The 22,091-nt window shown below is 39.0% G+C and carries 18 protein-coding genes; 15 read left to right on the top strand and 3 right to left on the bottom strand.

What is annotated here, in order from left to right; genetic code table 11:
• Positions 1–504 precede the first annotated feature (504 nt).
• The 5 genes from H5087_RS09220 to ihfA all read left to right on the top strand — a co-directional run bounded on the left by H5087_RS09220 (position 505) and on the right by ihfA (position 6,299).
• Entirely contained in the window at positions 505–1,560 is a 1,056-nt protein-coding gene (locus H5087_RS09220; RefSeq protein WP_024596168.1) for a DUF2066 domain-containing protein, read from the top strand.
• Positions 1,560–2,270, top strand: a complete 711-nt coding sequence (gene hda, locus H5087_RS09215) for a DnaA regulatory inactivator Hda (protein ID WP_002960693.1) — start codon at positions 1,560–1,562, stop codon at positions 2,268–2,270. The genes H5087_RS09220 and hda overlap by 1 nt, the downstream gene beginning before the upstream one ends.
• Before the next feature lie 343 nt (positions 2,271–2,613).
• Positions 2,614–3,594, top strand: coding sequence for a phenylalanine--tRNA ligase subunit alpha (pheS, locus tag H5087_RS09210; RefSeq protein WP_002960692.1), 981 nt, complete (start codon positions 2,614–2,616; stop codon positions 3,592–3,594).
• A 15-nt stretch (positions 3,595–3,609) separates the two neighbouring features.
• Positions 3,610–5,997, top strand: a complete 2,388-nt coding sequence (pheT, locus tag H5087_RS09205) for a phenylalanine--tRNA ligase subunit beta (protein ID WP_182671840.1) — start codon at positions 3,610–3,612, stop codon at positions 5,995–5,997.
• A 2-nt stretch (positions 5,998–5,999) separates the two neighbouring features.
• Positions 6,000–6,299: an integration host factor subunit alpha gene (gene ihfA / locus H5087_RS09200; RefSeq protein ID WP_002960690.1), complete on the top strand. Its 300-nt coding sequence runs from the start codon at positions 6,000–6,002 to the stop codon at positions 6,297–6,299.
• 239 nt (positions 6,300–6,538) lie between these two features.
• On the opposite strand, the gene H5087_RS09195 is transcribed toward ihfA, so the two are convergent.
• Positions 6,539–7,339: a DUF2989 domain-containing protein gene (locus H5087_RS09195; protein ID WP_024596170.1), complete on the bottom strand. Its 801-nt coding sequence runs from the start codon at positions 7,337–7,339 to the stop codon at positions 6,539–6,541.
• Between the two features lie 174 nt (positions 7,340–7,513).
• Here H5087_RS09195 and H5087_RS09190 point away from each other — a divergent pair, with 174 nt between their 5' ends.
• The 10 genes from H5087_RS09190 (at position 7,514) to ccoG (ending at position 20,632) form a co-directional block, all read left to right on the top strand.
• Positions 7,514–8,956, top strand: a complete 1,443-nt coding sequence (locus H5087_RS09190; RefSeq protein WP_002960684.1) for a glyceraldehyde-3-phosphate dehydrogenase — start codon at positions 7,514–7,516, stop codon at positions 8,954–8,956.
• 183 nt (positions 8,957–9,139) lie between these two features.
• A complete protein-coding gene (locus H5087_RS09185; protein ID WP_182671839.1) occupies positions 9,140–10,267 on the top strand; it encodes a carboxypeptidase family protein in 1,128 nt (375 codons plus the stop codon).
• A 378-nt stretch (positions 10,268–10,645) separates the two neighbouring features.
• Positions 10,646–12,148, top strand: coding sequence for a sodium:alanine symporter family protein (locus tag H5087_RS09180; RefSeq protein WP_182671838.1), 1,503 nt, complete (start codon positions 10,646–10,648; stop codon positions 12,146–12,148).
• Between the two features lie 139 nt (positions 12,149–12,287).
• Positions 12,288–12,614, top strand: a complete 327-nt coding sequence (locus H5087_RS09175) for a hypothetical protein (RefSeq protein ID WP_024605018.1) — start codon at positions 12,288–12,290, stop codon at positions 12,612–12,614.
• Between the two features lies 1 nt (position 12,615).
• On the top strand, positions 12,616–12,897 hold the full coding sequence (locus H5087_RS09170) for a YeaC family protein (RefSeq protein ID WP_007378333.1): 282 nt from the start codon (positions 12,616–12,618) through the stop codon (positions 12,895–12,897).
• Positions 12,887–15,568, top strand: coding sequence for a DUF349 domain-containing protein (locus tag H5087_RS09165; protein ID WP_182671837.1), 2,682 nt, complete (start codon positions 12,887–12,889; stop codon positions 15,566–15,568). Before H5087_RS09170 ends, H5087_RS09165 begins: the two co-directional genes overlap by 11 nt.
• Positions 15,569–15,663: 95 nt before the next feature.
• A complete protein-coding gene (locus tag H5087_RS09160; protein WP_002960677.1) occupies positions 15,664–16,218 on the top strand; it encodes a DUF1439 domain-containing protein in 555 nt (184 codons plus the stop codon).
• Positions 16,219–16,286: 68 nt separating this feature from the next.
• A complete protein-coding gene (locus H5087_RS09155) occupies positions 16,287–17,591 on the top strand; it encodes an AarF/ABC1/UbiB kinase family protein (RefSeq protein ID WP_182671836.1) in 1,305 nt (434 codons plus the stop codon).
• Between the two features lie 94 nt (positions 17,592–17,685).
• Positions 17,686–19,104, top strand: a complete 1,419-nt coding sequence (locus tag H5087_RS09150; protein WP_182671835.1) for a sigma-54-dependent Fis family transcriptional regulator — start codon at positions 17,686–17,688, stop codon at positions 19,102–19,104.
• Positions 19,105–19,249: 145 nt separating this feature from the next.
• Entirely contained in the window at positions 19,250–20,632 is a 1,383-nt protein-coding gene (gene ccoG / locus H5087_RS09145) for a cytochrome c oxidase accessory protein CcoG (RefSeq protein WP_182671834.1), read from the top strand.
• A gap of 41 nt (positions 20,633–20,673) precedes the next feature.
• Here ccoG and H5087_RS09140 read toward each other — a convergent pair whose 3' ends face one another.
• The gene (locus tag H5087_RS09140) at positions 20,674–21,084 is read right to left on the bottom strand and encodes a hypothetical protein (protein WP_182671833.1); all 411 of its coding nucleotides are present in this window, start codon (positions 21,082–21,084) and stop codon (positions 20,674–20,676) included.
• A gap of 73 nt (positions 21,085–21,157) precedes the next feature.
• Positions 21,158–22,072: a M14 family metallocarboxypeptidase gene (locus H5087_RS09135; RefSeq protein WP_182671832.1), complete on the bottom strand. Its 915-nt coding sequence runs from the start codon at positions 22,070–22,072 to the stop codon at positions 21,158–21,160.
• Positions 22,073–22,091: the final 19 nt, after the last annotated feature.

Genomic DNA, 22,091 nt, shown 5'->3' with positions numbered 1-22,091 from the left:
ACTCAGTAGTGAAACGAAACAGCGCCGATGATAGTGTAGCATTTGCTATGTGAAAGTAGGACATTACCAGGCTTCAAATTGTAGAGAGCCCGATTCGAAAGAGTCGGGCTTTTTTACGTCTGCAGGAAAGTAAAATGTGCGCAATTAACACACATTCATATCGCGATACAAAGAGAGTGTAGCATTTCACTGTGGCTCTCCACCGCTGTGGGCACTACGACATCCTACTGCGTAGCGCACAGGCTTCAAATTGTAGAGAGCCCGACTAAAAATAGTTGGGCTTTTTCACGTCTGCAGAAAAGTGAAATACGCGCAATTAACACACATTCACATCAACACCCATCATGTAGGTCGGTGAGCTTAGCGACTTCTGACGTTAATTTAATTTTTTTATTTTTTATAAAAGCTAATTACTTTCATTTCCTTAGATAACAAATTTAATTTTGCTTTGTTACTGTCTTTGATTTAGGATCAAATCAGTTTAAAACCAAGAACTAACAGCCTGTGTATAGATTATTAATTAGCGCCATATCCATTTTATTTTGTTTTTCTGTGTCGGCAGTTGAAGTAACTGATCTATATCAAGATATTTTAAAAGTGGATGACAAAACACGAGATACTCGATTAGCTGCGAGTCGAAAAGCTTTGCTTAATGTTTTAGTGAAAGTAAGCGGTGATGAAACTGCGGATCAAAATAAGTTAGCGCAGCAACGTACTAAAGATATTTCTGATTATATGCTTAAGTTTGAATATGACGAGAGAGCAAATGGACAATTGAAACTCGTTGTTAAATTTGAAGCTCGAAAGATCAACGCGCTAATCAAAGAGTTAAACTTACCTTTATGGGGAGTACAACGTCCATTAGTCGCAATATGGTTAGGTATTGAAGACAATTGGCGCAGAGAATTGGTAACACAAGAAAGTTACCCGCAGTTAGAGCAGTTAATTTATGACAAAGCAGGGCGTCGTGGTTTACCTGTCGTTGTTCCATTACTTGATTTACAAGATCGACGTCTAGTAGGTATTCCTGAGGTATGGGGTAACTTTTCTGAACCAGTAGAAGAGGCCTCTAGACGCTACAGCGCTGAGCGAAGTATTACAGCAAGAATGTATAAAGAAGCAGATAGCGAAAATTGGATTTTAGATTGGCGTTTTACTAATGATGATCAATTTGATTCAAATCGATTAACGGGCGATAAGCAGCAAATAGTTAGCCAGATGATTGACACCTTAGCACGAGGTCTTGCAAGCGAGTACGCTATTGATCCAAATGCTTATTATGAACAAGCAACTGCTACGCTCACGCTAAAGGGTACACAAAGTTTTGTTGATATAGAATTAGCGAAACGAAGATTATTGAGCCTAAGTGTTGTTACACAAGTCAAAATTGTTCGTAAAACACCGGAATTTGTTGAATTTAAACTAAATCATACTGGTAACTTGAGTGATCTTAAAAAAGGGTTAGGGCTAGACTCTTCATTTAAAGATTATGAGGATCCACGCGCATTTTATCATGTTGTTGATAAAAATAGCTTAGAGTATCAATGGGTAACACCATAATGCTAATGTCTGAGCCGATGCAAATGGCACTACCGGTTACTTTACCGGATGACGAAACATTTGCATCGTATTTTGGGGGAGAAGACTCTTTGGAGGTTAATCACCTAAAAGATAGCTTTTCCAAATTAGCAAAAACGTTTCAGTATACATACCTATGTGGTTTAGGTGATTCGGGCAAGTCTCACCTTTTATATGCAACCTGCATAAAAGCACAAGAGCGTGGCTTATCTAATATGCTGCTGTCTATGCGCGAAGTAATTGACTTTGGACCTATGGTATTAGACGGTTTAGAAGCGCTTGATGTTCTATGTATTGATGACGTGCATTTAGTTGCAGGGAATGATGCGTGGGAAAAAGCACTATTTAACTTTTTTAACCGGTTTAACGAACCCGGTAAAATGTTAGTAGTAACTGCTGATTTACTTCCTAGCATGCTCAATATATCTCTGCCTGACTTAGAGTCTCGTCTAACGTGGGGAACAACCTTTCAAATTCGTTCTATGAGTGATGACGATAAAGCACAAGCGCTTGTTAAGCGCGCTCACATGCGCGGCCTTGAATTAAGTGATGAGTGTGCACGCTTTTTATTAACCCGTTTAAGCCGTGATATGCGAGCTTTATTAGATGTACTCGACAAATTAGATCATGCATCTATGGCTGCACAGCGAAAATTAACTATTCCTTTTATAAAATCAACGTTAAAGCTGTAGTAGGTCTAGAATCTAGACCCTGCTTTCAGTTATCATAAGCTATTATCAGAGCGTGTTTACCTTTCCTGATTGGAATTTGTTTAATTTAAGTGGGCTTTAATCGCGTCGTGAGGACATTAGCATAGTTTTTATATGCAAAACCCGAACAACAAAGAGAGTAGCCTTCAAGATAAACACTTCGAACAACACGTGTTTGGTCTTTATTTAGCGTTATTGCATGACTGATGTAGAAACTACAGCCCAATGCCTAACCTTATTTATTTGCCAATTACACAGTTGAAAGCAATCTTGAAAGGCCAACACGCTCTTAAGCAATCACCTTCTGTGAAAGATCAGGTATCGAATGAACTTAGAAAACATATTAGCGCAAGCACTTGAGGCGGTAGCCAGTGCCAGTGAAATAGCGCAGTTAGAAGATATCAGGGTTAATTACCTTGGTAAAAAAGGCGAAATCACTAGCTTACTTAAAACGTTAGGTAAAATAGCACCTGAAGAACGTAAAGAAGCAGGACAAGTTATAAACCAAGCCAAACAGGATGTACAAGCTGCTATTAACGAAAAGCGTGAATTGCTTGCAAGTAAAGCACTTGAAGAAAAGCTAGCTGCTGAAACTATAGATGTAACTCTACCAGGGCGTGTTATGCCTACCGGCGGTTTACACCCTGTTACGCGTACTATTGAGCGTATAGAAAGCTTTTTTGGTGAGTTAGGTTTTGAAGTTAAATCTGGTCCAGAAATCGAAGACGATTTTCATAACTTTGATGCGCTAAATATCCCTGAGCACCATCCAGCACGTGCTGATCATGATACCTTTTATTTCAATCCTAAATTAGTACTACGCACACAAACTAGTGGCGTGCAAATTCGTACTATGGAAACTGAGCAGCCTCCACTGCGGATTATTTCACCTGGACGTGTATACCGTAACGATTACGACCAAACACATACACCAATGTTCCACCAGGTTGAAGGTTTAATGGTTGATACCGATGTTAGCTTTACTGAGTTAAAAGGTATTTTGCATGATTTTTTACGTAACTTCTTTGAAGAAGATATGGAAATTCGTTTCCGTCCTTCATTCTTCCCGTTTACAGAACCTTCGGCTGAAGTAGATGTTATGGGTAAAGACGGTAAGTGGTTAGAAGTACTAGGCTGCGGCATGGTACATCCAAATGTACTTAAGTCTGTGGGCATTGACCCAGAAAAATACACCGGCTTTGCCTTTGGCATGGGTGTAGAGCGTTTAACTATGTTGCGCTATGGCGTAAACGATTTGCGTGCATTTTTCGAAAATGACTTAAAATTCCTGAACCAGTTCCGTTAAGAGTGAAACAATAAAATGAAATTTAGTGAAAAGTGGTTAAGAGAGTGGGTTAATCCTGCTATTGATACGCAAGCTCTTTCGGAACAGCTTTCAATGGCTGGTCTAGAAGTTGATGGTGTTGAGCCTGCTGCTGCCAAATTTAATGGCGTAGTTGTTGGTGAAGTTGTTGAATGTGGTCAACACCCTGATGCAGATAAACTTCGTGTTACCAAAATTAACGTAGGTGGCGATGAGCTACTTGATATCGTGTGTGGTGCACCAAATTGTCGTTTAGGTATTAAAGTTGCTGTTGCAACTGTGGGCGCTGTACTTCCTGGTGACTTTAAAATTAAAAAAGCCAAACTACGCGGCCAACCTTCAAACGGAATGCTATGTGCTTTTGTTGAGCTAGGTATTAGCGAAGAAGGCGACGGCATTATGGAATTGCCAAGCGATGCACCAGTAGGCACTGATTTACGTGACTACCTAGGTCTTGATGACAATATTATAGATGTTGACTTAACACCAAATCGTGGTGATTGTTTAGGTATTAAAGGCCTTTCTCGTGAAGTAGGTGTTTTAAATAGCATTGACGTAAATGTATTAGATATCCCAGCGGTTACGCCAACAATTGATGACAAAGTATCAATTGAGCTAGTTAACGAAGATGCATGTCCTCGTTACCTTGGCCGTGTGATAAAAGGCATTAACCTTGATGCTGAAACACCACTTTGGATGGTTGAAAAATTACGTCGCAGTGGCGTACGTTCAATCGACCCAGTAGTTGATGTTACTAACTATGTATTACTTGAACTTGGTCACCCAATGCACGCGTTTGATTTAAATGCGATTGAAGGTGGTATTAAGGTTCGTAGTGCAAACGCAGGTGAAGAACTTGTTTTATTAGACGGTAATACCGCTAAATTAAACGACACAACACTTGTGATAGCCGATCATAATAAAGCACTTGCAATTGCAGGTATTTTTGGTGGTGAGCAATCAGGTGTTACAGATAAAACATCTGATATATTACTTGAAAGCGCATTTTTTAATCCTGTAGCAATTGCAGGACAAGCACGTAGCTACGGTTTACACACTGATGCTTCACACCGTTATGAACGCGGTGTTGATTTTGCTCTACAACACGATGCAATGGAACGTGCAACAGCACTTCTTCTTGAAATTGTGGGAGGTCAAGCAGGCCCTGTAGTTGAAGCTGTTGCGGCTGATAAACTACCGAAAGTGACTGAAGTACGTCTTCGTCGTGCGCGTTTAGACCGTGTTATTGGGCATCATATTGAAGATGCTAAAGTAACAGACATTCTTACGCGTTTAGGTCTTGATGTTAAAGTAGAAAATGAAAGCTGGAGTGCGGACGTACCAAGCTACCGTTTTGATATTCGCATCGAAGAAGATTTAATTGAAGAAGTAGCACGTGTTTACGGTTACAACAGCATTCCTAATGTTGCACCAACTGCAAAACTTAAAATGACGACACATAACGAAGCAACTATTGCGCTTAGCAAGTTTCGCAATACGTTAGTGACTCGTGGTTACCAAGAAGCAATTACATACAGCTTTGTAGACCCTAAAGCACAAGCTATTTTACACCCTGAGTGTAAAGCAATGGTATTACCGCATCCTATTTCAATTGAAATGTCAGCGATGCGTGTAAGTTTAATGCCGGGTTTATTAGCGTCTGTAGCGTATAACCAAAATCGCCAACAGCCTCGTATTCGTTTATTCGAACATGGTCTTAAATTTATAAGCGACGAAAGTGCAGAAAACGGTGTTTACCAAGTACCGGTTATTGGCGGTGTTATAACAGGCCTTGTAAATGGCGAGCATTGGGTTGAAGAAAAACGTAATGTTGATTTTTACGATTTAAAAGGTGATGTTGAAGCCTTACTTGCAATTACCAATGACATTACTCGCTTTGAAATTAAAGCCGAGCAGTCAGATGGACTTCACCCTGGTCAATCAGCAGTAATATATGTTGATGGTAAAAAGGTTGGTTTTTTTGGTGCTTTACATCCTCAAGCTCAAAAGTCGTTAGATATCAACAACGCAACTTTTGTTTTTGAAATTGAAATGTCAGCAATAGAAAAGAGAAATTTACCGCAAGCCGAAGGAGTGTCTAAATTCCCTTCAAATCGCCGCGACATCGCGATTTTAGTGGCAGACAGCGTTAAATCTGGCGACATTTTAAGCGTGATCGAAAAAGTTGGCGGAAATCAATTGGTTGACCTAAACTTATTCGATGTGTATAAGGGCAAAGGTATTGAGCCAAATTATAAGAGTTTGGCGATTGCTCTAACACTGCAAGCGGTTGATAGAACACTCGAAGAGAAAGATATCAATCTAGTAGTTGATAACGTGGTGGCCGAATTGGCCGAACAGTTTAATGCATCGTTGAGGGACTAGATATGGCGCTTACTAAAGCCGACATAGCTGAACACCTATTTGAAAAGCTCGGGATCAATAAAAAAGATGCCAAAGATTTAGTTGAAGCGTTTTTTGAAGAAATCCGCTCAGCGCTAGAAAAAGGCGAGCAGGTTAAGCTCTCTGGATTTGGTAACTTTGATCTTCGAGACAAAAAAGAAAGACCAGGCCGCAACCCGAAAACAGGCGAAGATATTCCTATTTCGGCACGTCGCGTGGTGACTTTTCGACCAGGTCAAAAGCTTAAAACCCGCGTAGAAGTGGGCACAAGCAAAGCAAAATAAAAAAAGGCAGCGTAAGCTGCCTTTTTATTTGCCTGAATAACCTAGTTATTAAATTATACCAACCTGCATAAATCTTTGATCAATTTAACGAATTAAATAGCACTATAACGTCGTTAAAATATTTTTATCTAGAACAACTAGATACAAAAATTTTTGCCTAGTTCTAGCGTAATTTTCTTAACGTTAAATAGACCCCATACATAAGCAGATTGGTATTAGGTTATTTTTGCGATTATAAATTAAAACTCTCGAGGAGATACAAAATCACCTGCCATTATTTGCTGAAATGTTTGCTCTGCAAGTACATCTAGGCTATCTAAGCTTTTACCATTTGCGACTAATTTCTGCTCAATTTCAAATACATCAATATTTTCAATCCCCGACATTTGCGCTACTTTAGAAAATATATATGCGTGCTTAAACTTATCATGTTTATAAAAAAGACTAATAAGTGATGTATACACTTCCGGATTCGGTATGTTGTCTTTTTTATTGAGCTCTAGAGTTTTATAAAGTAAATCAATGGTTTTTTCATCATCAAATTTAATATAGTACGATGCTAAAAAAAATTGCATTTCGGCACTTTGCGTTACACTTTTATCATTTTCTATAGCCAATAATTTAGTCAACGCACTTTGGTTGTTATTTCGTGACCATTGGTAGTAGAGCAAACCTGGGTGGTTTGTATTTTGGGTATCTTGATATAACCGAGTCATTTCTTTAATACTCGTTAATTGACCATCAATACGTGACGTTTTTTTAGCTTTTAACTTAATATGTTCAATTTTAGCGGCCAAAGTTATGCATTGGTTATAAGATTCAAAGTCCTTGAGTAATTGGTATTTATTTTCATCAGTAGGGTCTTTGTATTCTATGTAGCGTTTGATAATTACATCAGAACGCTCATCCTTGCAGTGACTGTCTTTGTTTAAGTCGCTACAAAAGCCAGGTGTTTCTTTGCACACTTGTGCGAGTGTTAACGGCTCTTCACACCCTGCCAATGTTAGCAAACCCAATAGTACACTTGCTTTTTTAAGCATTCCTTAACCTCAAATGAATATTTACTTTGTTATTCTAACGCAATCATTTAACGCCTAACAGTAGAGAATAACTTCAGTTTAAATTAGAATAGCCCTGCCTGAAGTGCATTACTCTCAAAATATAGTGCATTTTTAAAGGCTATCCGTTCAAAATGATAAACTTAGGTAAATAAAATGACCTCATCTCACGAGTTAGAATACACAAATAGTTGGCAAGAGCGCCAAGATTACGCAGAAAGCATGCAACCAATTATTGGTAAGCTTTACCGTAATCGTGGTATCGAAATCGCTGTATATGGCCGTCCTCTCGTAAATGCCAGTACTATCGATATTATCAAATCTCACAAAACCGTTGCTCAGTTTGAAGGCACTAAATTACGTTTGCGCGAAAGCTTCCCATTTTTAGAAGCTATCAGCAAAATGGAATTAAACTCAGCACGTATTGATATTGGTAAGCTTGCATATAGTTATTTGTTCACTGAAGCCGCAAAAGGTCGTTCAGTAGAAGAGTTTGTAAAAGATGAACTTGCAGAAATAACAGACTCACCAGCGAAAGAGCCACGCGATGTAGTATTGTATGGTTTTGGTCGTATCGGTCGTTTATTAGCGCGCTTATTAATTGAAAAATCAGGTCCATATTCAGATTTACGTTTGCGCGCTATTGTTGTGCGTGGTGGTAAAGATGGGGATCTTGAAAAGCGTGCAAGCTTACTGCGTCGTGATTCAATTCACGGTCCATTCAATGGCTCAATCACGATTGATAAAGAACGCAATGCAATTAAAGCTAACGGTAGCTACATTCAAGTTATTTACGCTAACTCTCCTAGCGAAATTGATTACACTCAATACGGTATCGACAATGCATTAATTGTTGATAACACCGGTATTTGGAAAGACGAAGCGGGCCTTGGCCAGCACCTAGAGTGTAAGGGCGCTGCAAAAGTATTATTAACAGCTCCTGCAAAGGGTAATATCAAAAACATCGTATATGGTGTTAATAACAAAGATATTTTACCTGAAGATAAAATTGTCTGTGCAGCAAGCTGTACAACTAATGCAATTACACCAACGCTTAAAGCATTAAACGATAAGTTTGGTATCAATAATGGCCATGTTGAAACTGTACACTCGTACACGAACGATCAAAACCTTATTGATAACTACCACAAAGCAGAGCGCCGTGGCCGTGCCGCAGCACTTAATATGGTAATTACTGAAACAGGTGCTGCAAAAGCGGTTTCAAAAGCATTACCAGAGCTTGAAGGCAAGTTAACAGGTAACGCAATCCGCGTACCGACACCTAATGTGTCGCTAGCTATTTTAAATCTTAACTTAGCAACAAGCACATCAGTTGAAGAGCTAAACGCATTTTTACGCGACACTGCACTTCATTCAGACTTACGTGACCAAATTGATTACACTGCATCAACGGAAATTGTATCTACCGATTTAGTAGGTAGCCGTTACGCAGGTGTTGTTGATTCACAAGCAACAATTGTTGAAGATAACCGTATTGTTTTATATGTATGGTACGACAATGAATTTGGTTACAGCTGCCAAGTAGTTCGTTGTATGCGCGATATGGCCGAAGTGTCATTCCCAAGCTTACCTCGCTAATTTATTTGCAGTGACTTAAAAGCCAGCATGATGCTGGCTTTTTTGGTCGTGTATTATTTTTAAAGCGTATGCCTTGTGATAGGCTTTAATTAATAAAATGCACATTCGTTTTACTATTTATAAAATAATGTCAGTTCTGTGAATTAATAAGCAGATAAACTTATTCAACCTAAAGGTTTTTTCATGAAAATCAGCAGCAATTTCGACAGTGGTAATATCAAAGTTATTGAAGCCACCGATCCTTTAAATATTCAATTAGAAATTAATAAAGATCACCAGTCTGAATTTTATCAGTGGTTTCACTTTCGTCTTGAAACAACACCTTACCAATTGCATAAGTTAAATATTAATGAGCTTGATAAATCAGCTTACCCAGATGGTTGGGAAGGGTATCAAGCCGTTGCATCATATGACCGCCAAACATGGTTTCGTGTACCATCAAGCTATGAAAATGGCACATTAAGCTTTGAAATTGAACCAGAGTGCGGCAGTGTATATTTTGCTTACTTTGCACCATACAGTTACGACCGCCATTTAGATTTATTATCTTGGGCACAAAGCCAAGGCGCTTGCCAATTAATAACGCTTGGTGAAACACTCGATGGCCGCGATATGAGTGTGCTTAAAATTGGTGAGCCAAGTGAAGACAAGAAAACCATTTGGATCACAGCACGTCAACACCCAGGTGAAACAATGGCGCAGTGGTATGTTGAAGGTCTACTGCACAAACTTCTTGATGACGAAGACCCACATGCTGCAGCGCTCTTATCAAAAGCTGTATTTTACGTTGTGCCTAATATGAATCCAGACGGTAGCGCACGCGGACATCTTCGTACTAACGCTAAAGGTGTTAACTTAAACCGTGAATGGCAAACACCAAGTATGGAAAACAGCCCTGAGGTTTACTTAGTGCTTAATAAAATGCGCGAAGCTGGCTTAGATATGCACTTAGACATACACGGCGATGAAGCTATCCCATATAACTTTGTGGCAGGCAGTGAAGGTATTCCAAGTTACGATGAACGCTTAAAGGGCTTAGAAGATAGCTTTAAAGCTGCGCTTTTAACTATTACACCAGAGTTTCAAGATGAGCATGGCTATCCAAAAGATGAGCCAGGTCAAGCTAACCTAACGGTAGGTTCATCAGCTACGGCTGAAGAATTCAAAGCATTAACGTACACAATTGAAATGCCATTTAAAGACAACAACGATTTACCTGATCCAGATTACGGCTGGTCAGATCGTCGTTCGTATCAATTTGGTCAAGATACATTAGCGGCTATTGTTAATATTGTTGATGATTTAAGATAAAACGTTTATCTAAAAGGGTATCAATAGTTTTGATACCCTTTTTGCTTTTAATAAAACCCTTTGTATAAAAAATAATAATCATATAGCAGCTTTATTCTTAAAACGTTTTCAACGCTTCTTCGCTGCGTATCATCACCGTATCGGTACAAATCAATCTACTTTCATTTAAATACTACAGATGTAATGCCTTTCGCCAAGTGTGTAATTATATATTTTGAAAATTAAGTGTTAACAAAGTTAGGTTACTTAAGTTAAGATTAATTAAATCATGAGTCGGGACGGGAGAGGTAAGACCTTATTTCGTAAAGCTTATGTAGCGTAGTAGCTAAAGCAGAGTCTCGTAATTAAAAATAATAAATATAACTATAGAGGATATCCATGGAAGCTTTTGTAAGTGCTGTTAATGATGTTGTTTGGAGTAATGCACTCATCTATTTATGCCTAGGCGCAGGCTTGTTTTATTCAGTATTAACTCGATTTGCTCAAGTTAGACATTTTAAAGAAATGTGTAAGTTATTATTTAGTCCTAACACGTCTGATAAAGGTATCTCATCTTTTCAAGCCCTTGCAGTATCGTTGTCTGGACGAGTAGGCGTTGGTAATATCGCTGGGGTTGCTGCCGCTATCGGCTTTGGTGGGCCAGGCGCAATTTTTTGGATGTGGGTTGTTGCATTTTTAGGTGCAAGCACTGCATACGCAGAGTCTACTTTAGGCCAAATTTATAAAACAGAAGAAGATGGGCAATACCGTGGTGGCCCAGCGTACTATTTTGACCGTTGTTTAGGGCAAAAGTGGCTAGCTGTTTTATTTGCTGTTTCGGCGATTATTGCCTGTGGTGTTTTTCTACCTGGCGTGCAAGCAAATGCAGTAGGTAATGCGTTTACCCAAGTGTTTGGCAGTGGCAACATGGTTACTACTAGCTTTGGTGACGTAGGTAGCTTTAAGTTAGTCGCTTTAGCAATCATCCTTATTGTTTTAGCGTTTATTATTTTTGGCGGTATAAAGCGTATTGCAAACTTTACGCAAGTAGTAGTGCCATTTATGGCGCTTGGTTACATAGTACTGGCATTAATCGTAGTATTTTTAAATTTAGATAAAGTAGCTGATATATTCTATTTAATTATTAGTGATGCATTTACTGCGCAGGCTGGTTTTGGTGCTGCTATTGGTTGGGGCGTAAAGCGTGGTATATATTCTAATGAAGCTGGCCAAGGTAGTGGGCCGCATGCTGCAGCTGCTGCAGAGGTTGATCACCCAGCTCAACAGGGGTTAGTACAAGCTTTTTCGGTTTATGTTGATACCATTTTTGTGTGTACTGCAACAGCATTAATGATTTTAATAACGCAGCAATATAATGTTGTGGGTGATTTACCAGCAGGACAGTTTATTGTACAAAATGTCGATGCAGCGACTGAAGTAGGCTCAGCAGCCTTTACTCAAATGGCTTTATTTAGTGTATTTGGCAGCTTTGGACAAGCATTTGTCGGTATTGCATTATTCTTCTTTGCCTTTACCACAATACTTGCTTATTACTTCATTGCAGAGACAAATATTGCTTACTTAAATCGTTACTTTAAAGGCAATATCCCGCTTATCCTTGTGAAATTTGTGATTATGTTCATGGTTGCATACGGTATGGTTAATAATTCAGGTTATATCTGGACTATTGGAGATATTGGCGTTGGCTTAATGGCTTGGATTAACATATTGGGTATTTTAGCTATTTTCTTTGTAGCTAAGCCAGCTTTGTTATGTTTGAGCGATTATGAGGATCAGAAGAAAAAAGGCGGAAAAATCACATTTGATCCAGTTAAATTAGGGATTAAAAACGCCTCGTTTTGGGAAAAGCGTCTAGAGAAACAGTCAAAAGACGCTGAGTAATTAAACTTAGTGGGCAACTTAGAAAATTATAGCCCCTAAATCAGTTGTTGGTTTGAATTCAAAAAAGACAACGAGAAATAAAACAAGTACAATAAAGGCGCCGAAAGGCGCTTTTTTTATGCGTAGTATGGAGAGAAGTATGGCGATTATTCGTTGCCCAAAATGTGCAAAATCAATTTCAGATAAACATAAGCAATGTCCGCATTGCGAAAGCAACATTGCAGAGCTAAACGACGAGCAAGTTTTACAACTTCAGCGCGAACAGCGAATTAAAAAAAAGCAGATGTTTATAAATCACTCCTTTTTGGCGCTTATCTTATTTTTAGGTGGTTTTTTCTGCTTGTACTTTTTACAACCGCAAGAAGAAACACTTCAGTGGTATGCTTACACTGCCGCGATAGGCATAGGCTGTATTTGGTACCTTGTAAATCGTATTATTTTAGTGACTCTAAAAAAGAAAAAATGACATGAACATCGACAATCTTGTACAAAATATTACTCCCGAATTATTTGAACGCTTACAATACGGTGCTTCTACTGGCAAGTGGCCAGACGGTACCGTTTTATCAGATGAACAAAAGCAACAAACAGTGCAGTTGGTTATGTTGTATCAAGCAAAGGTGGCTCAATCAAACGAGCAATTTACGATTGGTGCTAATGGTGAAATGATCCAAAAGACAAAAGCTCAACTACAAAAAGAATTCAAATCAGACAACGAAATAGCTAGGTTTAGTGAACATGATCTTTAAGCACCTTTTTACACCTAAGTGGAAACACCCTAAGCAACAAGTACGTCTTGATGCTATCGAAAAATTAGACATTGAACGTGATGCAACCATATTAAACACGTTAGCACTTGAAGATAGCTCAGCTGAAATTCGCCGTAAAGCGCTGCAAAAGGTAAACAATTTGCCGCTATGGTGGAAAGCGTATAAACAAGATCAAGCATTAAAAGATATAGCAGAGCTGCAAATATCTAATGCTGTTTTAAATAGCGAAAGTACACTAACAGCGCAAATCAAAAATGAATACATAGAGCGTTTTGCACCTGTTAAAACACTTGAAAAGTTAGCATTTGCAGAAAAAGAACTGCAAGTACGCGTTAAATTATTAAAACGTTTAGCAAATCCAAAATTAGTAGAAAAAGCATTTAAAGAAGGTAGCGAAGAGCTTCAAACTCAGTTAGTTGAACTTGTTATTACCCATCAATTAATTAAGCCATTAGTAAAACATGCAAAAGGTGATGCAAAAGCAGCATTTGAAACGCATATTGAAAATGAGCGTTTAGCAATTGAAATGCCACTTCAGGTTGAAAGTTCAACACGTGTTATTTTAGCTAAGTTAAATGCTTTACGTGAAAAAACAGATTTTGGTGTTGTAAATTCACAAGCCGGCGAATTAATGGCCCAGTGGCAAGCACTTGAGCTCAAATGGTTAAGTGATGAACGTGTAAAGCTTCTTGATGAAAAATACACTTCGATTACCACTAAGTTAGATGCACACATTGAACAGCTAAAAGCGGTACATGACAAAGAGCAGCAGCAATTAGCGCAACAACAGCGTCAATTATTAGCACTTGCAACACTTGAAGCTTTAGGTGAAGAAATTGAAAATGCCTTACAGCTTGGCCTTGAAACTCCAGAGCAAATTCAACAAGATTGGCTTGATGCAAAAGTAGCGCAAGCTAAGCAAGCTATTAGCGAAACAGAACTTGCTAATAATGCACAATCAAAACTCGCTGTAAGCAAGTTAGAAAAACTATTTACTCAAGTTGCTAAATTACCCGAGCTAACAACGGCTATTAAAGAGTACAAACTCGCTTTTGCAGCATTATGCGAAATTAAGCCAGCAGAAGATTTAGCACAATACGATGCAACTCTAACTGAATTTAATAATGGCTTTAAAGCAGCGCGTAATCATTTGAATATATTAGATGGCGCCCTGCAAAGTACCTTTAAAACACAGTTAAATGGGCATAAAAAGCAATTTTTAGCACCAATGAATGAGCTAGTTAAGTCACTTGAAAAAAACCAAAGCCAAGCAAAGCGCAAAGCGCGTGATGTTAAACGCCTAATTGAAGAAGGTCGTTTTAATGTTGCTTTTGGCGTATTTAAAGGCTTTGAAGAGTTATTTAATACACTTACTGAGCAATATCAGCAGCCACTTGTGAACATAAAAGCAGACCTTGAAGCGCAACTTGCAGATGCGAAAGATTGGCAAAAATACGCTGCAGCACCAAAGCGTAAAGCTTTATTAGAAGAAGTAAGTGCATTAGTAAGCGAAGAGTGTACAGACCCACAACAACGCGCAGAGCAAGTAAAAGCGCTACGTAAACGCTGGAATGAGTTAGGTCGTTTAGATACAGATGAAGAAAAGCTACAAGGTGTGCAGTTTGATGAACAAATCGAGTTGTTATTTGCGCCTTGCCGTAGTTACTTCGCAGAGCAAGAAGTGCAACGTGAAGCATCAAAAGCACAGCGTGAAAGTATTATTAACGACATGCATGCGCTCCATTTACAGCCAACTGCTGAGGATGATTTTGATTGGAAACAATATGAAAGCCAATACAATCGTTTAAATAAAGCGTGGCGCAGTGTGGGTAAAGTTGACCCTAAAACATACCGTACACTAAACGATCGTTATAAAAATGAGCAACAACAAGTACTGGCTTTATTAAACGCATTTCATAAAAGTAATGCAGCACTTAAAAATGAGTTAGTAGAAAAAGCGCAGCAATTATCACAAAGCGATGATTTAGCCGCTGCCTGCCAAGAGTTGAAGCAAATGCAGCAGCAATGGCAAACCATTGGCTTTGCTGGTTTAAAAGCTGAAAATGCGTTATGGCAAAAGTTTCGTCAGTATAACGATGAAACATTTACTAAGCGTAGTAGTGAGTTTGAGCAGCAAAAACTCGAGCAAAACGAGTCAGATAAACAAGCAATTGCAGAACTTGCTGAACTTGAAGCAGCACTTAGTGATGTTAATCAAAGAGCACAGTTGCACGACCTAGAAACAAAAGTGAAAGGGTACACGCAATTTAGATCGTTAGCGCCAAAGGTTACTAAGCTACTAGCTGCTATTGAAGATAAACTTGCATTGCTTACAAGTAAATCTGAGCAAGCTAATTTAGATGCATTAATTACTGCACTTGAAAACAATGAAGCGTTACCAAGTCAGTATCAAGCACCGCTTAAAACAACATTAAGTAAAGAGCAACTTATTACTCGCATGGAAATACTAGCGAACGTAAGTTCAACCGATAAGTCACTTAGAATGGCAGAACAAGTAGCCATGCTAGATGACAAACATCGTGGCGATCATGCTGATTTAAACTATTATTTAAAACAGTTATTAGCGCTCAGTGACGGTTCAGTTGAACCTGACACACTAACGCGACTTAAAGCGACACTTGCAGCTTAATAAAACCAGCATAATATGTGCTGGTTACTATTTTACTAAGCCGCTTTAATAGCGGCTTTTTTATGTATCACTAATTCATAAACAAAAGGGTTCTCATGAGAATTTTAGTTATTATTGCAGCGTTATTTTTAACTGCCTGTAATACCACGCAAGGCATATCAGTATATTCATTTACTAACTCTGAGGTTGAATCTGTACTGGGTAAGCAATTACCAAAGTTAAGTGAAAAAGTAAGCTTAATGGGTTTACCCGTTCAGTTTGATGTAAACGACTTAAGTGTCAACATTGGACCTGATAACCGCGATGTTGTTGTGCTTGGTGCCGATTCGAGCGCTGAAATTAATGCATTCGCACTTAAATACCCTGTGCGTTTAAAGCTGCAAATTGAAGGTAGCCCATTTTACGACAGTGAGAAAAAAGCAGTGTTTTTACGTAATATTAAATTACTTGATTCGAGTGTAGATGCCGGTGGTTTCAAAGGTAATTTAGGTGCGCTTGATAGCCAAGCAATGGATGTTATTAATGCTTTTTTAGCGGTTAACCCAGTTTATACTCTAAACATGGATGACCCTAAAATGATGCTACTTAGTAAACTTCCACTTGATATGAAAGTGGTTGAAGGCGCAATTAAGCTAGTACCTCGTCTATAAGTAGATCTACCTACTTACAATATACGTATTGATTAGCCTGACTTTCAGGCTAATTAGGTTTTAATATTATGGCGGCTCCTCGTACTGTCCCCACTTCTCGGCTTTCTCGATTTGCAAAATTAGGCTCACTTGCCACAGGTGTTGCTACCAACATGTTAGTTGATGGTGCTAAGAGCGCGCTAACAGGTAAAGGTTGGGATAATAAAAGCTTACTACTACAACCTAAAAACATTGAAAAACTAGCCACACAGCTATCACATTTACGTGGTGCAGCAATGAAACTCGGGCAATTGCTCTCAATGGATGCCGGTGATCTACTTAGTCCTGAATTAGCTCAGTTACTTGCTTTACTTCGCTCAGACGCGAACCCAATGCCTCATAAGCAGCTTGTTGAAGTGTTAAAAGAGCAATGGGGGGATGAGTGGCTAGCGCGTTTTTCTCACATTGAGCTAAGGCCTTTTGCAGCGGCTTCTATAGGGCAAGTTCATTTGGCTTATAAAGAAAATGGCGATCAGCTTGCTGTTAAAATTCAATATCCTGGTATTGCAAAAAGTGTAGTAAGTGATGTCGATAACGTTATTTCGTTATTAACCATTTCTCGATTATTGCCAAAAGATCTTAATATTAAACCACTTATTGGTGAGGCTAAAGCGCAGCTATTAGCCGAGGCTGATTATAAACGTGAGGCTGATTATTTAATACGTTATAAACATGCACTAGCAAGTAATCCCCACTTTAAAGTACCAAACGTATATCCAGAGCACAGCACACAACAAGTACTTACTATGGAATATATAAAAGCAGAGCCCATTGAGAGCATTACAAAGCTACCTGATAGTCAAAAAAGCTTTGTTGCAGAGCAACTGATTGATTTGTTTTTTAAAGAAATGTTTGAATTTAAATTGATTCAAACCGACCCTAACTTTGCCAACTTTCATTATCAACTTGATACACAAAAAATTGTTTTATTTGATTTTGGTGCAACGCGAGAAATATCAACCGAGCTTAGCTTAGCGTACTTAGCCTTATTTGAAGCGGGTAGTGAAAACAACCGAGAAGGTGTACTTAAAGCGGCTTCACACATTGGTTATTTTAAAAATGACTTAGTTGATGAGTATAAAAACAACGTCATTGATTTATTCTTAATGGCGTGCGAGCCACTGAGAGCAGAAGGGGAATTTGATTTTAAAAATAGTGAACTCGCGCTCAAAATTAAAAATGCAGGGCTTGCCCTTAGTGCGCAATCTCAGCAATGGCATACACCGCCCGTTGATGCGTTATTTATTCACCGAAAACTTGCAGGACTTTATTTAATAGCCGCAAGGCTAGGTGCAAAAATAGATGTAAAAACGTTATTTAAGCACTATTTATAGCGTTTTAATTTACGCGTAAGTGCACTTTAAGTAATGAGTGCACTTAGCGTATAAAATTGCCATAATGCTCGCGATATTTCGCGAGGTGTATTTTATGATAAAACAATTTTTAAACGATCCTAAATTATTGCTAAACGCAGTAGGTGAGGGCATATACGGTTTTGACCTATCGGGTAATGCGGTATTTGTTAATCCTGCCGCTGAGCGCATGACAGGTTGGTGCGCTGAGGAACTATTAGGTAAAAAAATACACCAATATCATCACCATACTCATGCTGATGGCACACCTTATCCCGCTGATGAATGCCAAATTTACTGTACCATGTTTGACGGAAAGCGTCGTGAAGTTAAAAATGAAGTTTTTTGGCGTAAAGACGGTAGCTCATTTGCAGTAGAATACACCTCAACACCGGTTTATCAAAATGATAAGTTAATTGGTGCTGTAGCGGTATTTCGCGATATATCACTGCAACAGCAAACACAAAATGCACTGCAAGAGGCACTTACTCAAGTAAAGCACTTAAGTGAGCAGCTAAAAGATGAAAACAACTACTTAATTGCAGAGCTCAACGAAGACTGGCAAGACTCAGGGCTAGTTGGACAAAGCCATATATTCCAAACCATGTTAGATCAAATAAAACTGGTAAGTGAAACCGACAGCACAGTGCTTATACTTGGCGAAAATGGCACGGGTAAAGAGTTGGTAGCCCGTAACTTGTATAGGCTGAGCAAACGTAGCGAACAAGCTTTTATAAAAGTAAATTGCGCTGCATTTACCCCGAGCTTGCTAGAGTCGGAATTGTTTGGCCATGAAAAGGGCGCGTTTACAGGTGCCAATGAGCGTCGTAAAGGGCGCTTTGAACTTGCTGATAAAGGCACCTTGTTTTTAGATGAGATAGCAGAGCTTCCACTTGAGGCGCAAAGTAAATTACTGAGAGTCCTGCAAGAACAAGAGTTTGAACGCGTGGGTGGCAGCAACACGCTAAAAGTAAACATTAGAGTAATTGCAGCGACTAATCGCGACTTGTGGGAAATGGTACAAAAAGGCACGTTTAGAATTGATTTGTATTATCGGCTCAATGTATTTCCTATAAAAGTACCCGCCCTTAAAGATCGAAAAGAAGATATTCCTTATTTATGCGCTAATTTGATTGCGCAGCTAAATAAACGGCTCGGGAAAAACTTAAAAGGGCTAAGTAAAAAAGCAATTACGCAGCTGCAGGCTTACGATTGGCCAGGCAATATTAGAGAGCTGCAAAATGTACTTGAACGCGAAGCTATTTTATCTAATCAAGCGGTACTTCAGTTAAGTCAGCCTTTGCAAGCGGGTGGTGAAGTCGTTATTAATCCTTCACTTACGCTCGATGAAGCGCAAAAGCAGCATATAACCTCTGTTCTTGTGTTATCGCACTGGCAAATATCGGGTGATAAAGGAGCGGCAGTTAAATTGGGCTTACCTGAGAGTACACTACGCTCAAAAATGCGAAAGTTAGGGATTGCTAAAGATTCGTGATATATCGCGAAGTTCGTTTAATGTCGCGAATTTTATTTTATTGCTTTGAAATAAACCGTTTAATATCAATGATGTAAATAAATTTTCAGCTTGGTCTGAAAGTTGCAAATGCTTGCGTAATACCCGTCATTATGAAGCAAGTACTATGAAGTTTGATATTAAAGAAGAAGACATGATCATTAAGCCCTATAACACCGAAGGGCCAATTTATATCCGCGAGCAAAAAGGATTTTTTCAGCGCATACGCCGTAATTTAGGTTGGCTGCTAATGCTAACTTTTATTGCAATACCGTGGATCCAATATAACGGTCAACAAGCTGTGCTGCTTGATGTGGCAACGCAAACCTTTACTATTTTTGGTTTAACACTCCTTCCTCAAGATTTTATGATTTTAGCACTGCTATTTATGGTGGGGGCTTTTGCGTTATTTTTTGTAACTAACTGGCTTGGTCGGGTTTGGTGTGGATACACGTGCCCGCAAACAATATGGATGCTCATGTTTTCGTGGGTAGAGCAGCGCATAGAAGGCACTCGAAATCAGCGAATTAAATTAGATAAATCTCAGTGGACGCTAAGTACTTGGCGCAAAAAAATAACTAAGCACAGTGCGTGGATTATTATTTCAGTTTTAACCGCCACCTCGTTTATGGCGTATTTTATTCCAGCAAAAAGTTTGTATATGGAAATGCTTACATTTGAATGGTCAGGTATTACGAGCTTTTGGGTGTTTTTATTCGCTTTTTGCACTTACGGTAATGCAGGGTTTTTACGCGAAAAAATGTGCACTATTGCTTGCCCTTATTCTCGTTTTCAGGCTGTTATGTTTGATAAAGATACGTTGCTTGTAACCTATGATAGCACGCGCGGTGAAAGCCGAGGGCCACGTAAACGCAAAGCTGATCCAAAAGAGCTTAACTTAGGTGACTGTGTAGACTGTAACTTGTGTGTAGAGGTATGCCCTGCAGGAATAGACATTCGAAATGGCTTACAATATGAATGTATAAACTGTGGCTTATGTATTGATGCTTGCGACGATACCATGGAGAAATTTGGTTATCAAAAAGGCTTAATTAAATACGCCAGTGAAAAACAAATGGAAGGCAAAAAAACCAATCCATTTAGATTAAAACTAATAGGTTACGGCGCATTAACGGCTTTGTTAATAATTTCTATGTTTGCATGGATGCTGCAACGCACACCAATAGAAGCCTCAGTACTACGCGATAGGAACGCGCTTTATAGAGTGAACTACGAGGGCCTGGTAGAAAACCCTTATACACTTACTATTATTAATAAAACGCAGCAAGCACTGCATTACAGTGTTGCCATAGAGGGCTTGCCAGAAGCAACACTCTCAAGTCCAAGTTCTACACTTATACAGCCAGGTGCAATGAAAAGAGTCCCCGTTACTGTAACAGCCGATGGTTACAATATTGCGCACAAAGTGAGTAAGTTACAATTTGTAGTAACAGCGCAAGAAGATGCCAGCATTACTATAACCAAAGACAGCCAATTTTATAAAAATTAGTCCAGTAATAAGCTCTATATAAACAACGACTTGAGCTTTACCTAGCTCAAGTCATTGTTTAATTCATTTAAAATAAAATGCTTTGCCGATTCTAGATTATCAAAAAGACAATCTTTGAAAGAAACGTCTCTTTTGGCGTTTTGCATTATTCGTTGCATTTGGCTTATAGCAATAGGTGATGTAAGCACAAACGCGCTAATTAAACAGTTATTCTGCTGCATGCTGTGGCTTATGGCTACCATTTCTTGCTCGGCCTGTGGGGTTGCTGCTACAACGTTTGATGAGTCACTTATATAACCCCATTTCTCGCCTTTAAATGATTGAATGGTTTCAAAAATCGCTGTTTTAAAATTACTTAAAAGCTCAAGTTCTAGGTTTCCGCTAAATTGTGCAATAACTATATTATTTTCAAGCGATAAATTAACGTGTCCGTTTTTATTTTTGTATTCCATTAATACCTCCTAAATTAGCTTTTTATCTAAATTTAGTTTAGCAGCCAAGAGGGTACAAGCGGCTGCAAACTTATTAAAGTGCTTTAATATAGTTAAGGGCGCTTTTAATAACCGCTACTTGCGCCAAAATACATTCTTCATCTGTGGCTGTTGGACTATCAGGGTATACCTCTGTTGTGGTTACATAGGGTGCATCTGTAAAGCCCATACACAAACCTAAATCGCGTGCTGCGTAATTAATAACGCCAAATTGCTCTTGAGGGACGCCTATTAACTGGTTATTTTCATCACTCGGTGCAATGTGCGTGACCTTTGCTACATCTTCGATAATTACTTTTTGAAATTCAGGCTCAGGCTTATTGGTATCGGCCACTAAATAAAACCCATCAGGTATGTTCCAATTAGTGTTTGTTGTGCCTTCACGGGCAGCAAGTGCGGGTCTAAATTCACTGTTATCGCTGTCGGTTGTTTCGTGTAAATCAATATGAGCAACTAAGTCTACATTAAGTGATTTTACAAACGCCATAATAGCTGCTGACTCTTGGGCTGGGCTGCCTTCGTAAAATGAGCGGTTAGGATCAATAGCATCAGGGTTCCAGCGGTTTATAGTTTCATATCCCCAAGGGCTAATGCAGGGCGCAACAACAATATTAAACTGCTCTGAGTGTTGCATAGCGGATGTTTTAGCAAATCTAAGTGCGCCATGTACGCCACTGGTTTCGTAGCCATGTACACCACCTGTGATTAAAACAGTTGGTTTATTGGCATTAAAGTTAGGCGTTTTTAATATATATAATGGGTAAGTACCAGCGGCGTAATTAAGCTCGCCGTATTGCTCTATATCTAAGGTGCTTTTAAGGTCATTAATTAGCGTTACGACTTCGTTTTGGTAACTGCGTTTAATGTTTTGGCGTGCTAACCACTGGGCTTTATCGTTGTTATTCCATTTTTTGCCTGGTGTGCCAATAGGGTATGTGCTGTTAGTCATAATAAACCTTTATATCAAC

This window comes from Pseudoalteromonas sp. SR43-7, assembly GCF_014163785.1.
Classification (GTDB): domain Bacteria; phylum Pseudomonadota; class Gammaproteobacteria; order Enterobacterales; family Alteromonadaceae; genus Pseudoalteromonas; species Pseudoalteromonas distincta.
This window is presented reverse-complemented; position numbering and strand designations above follow the sequence as displayed.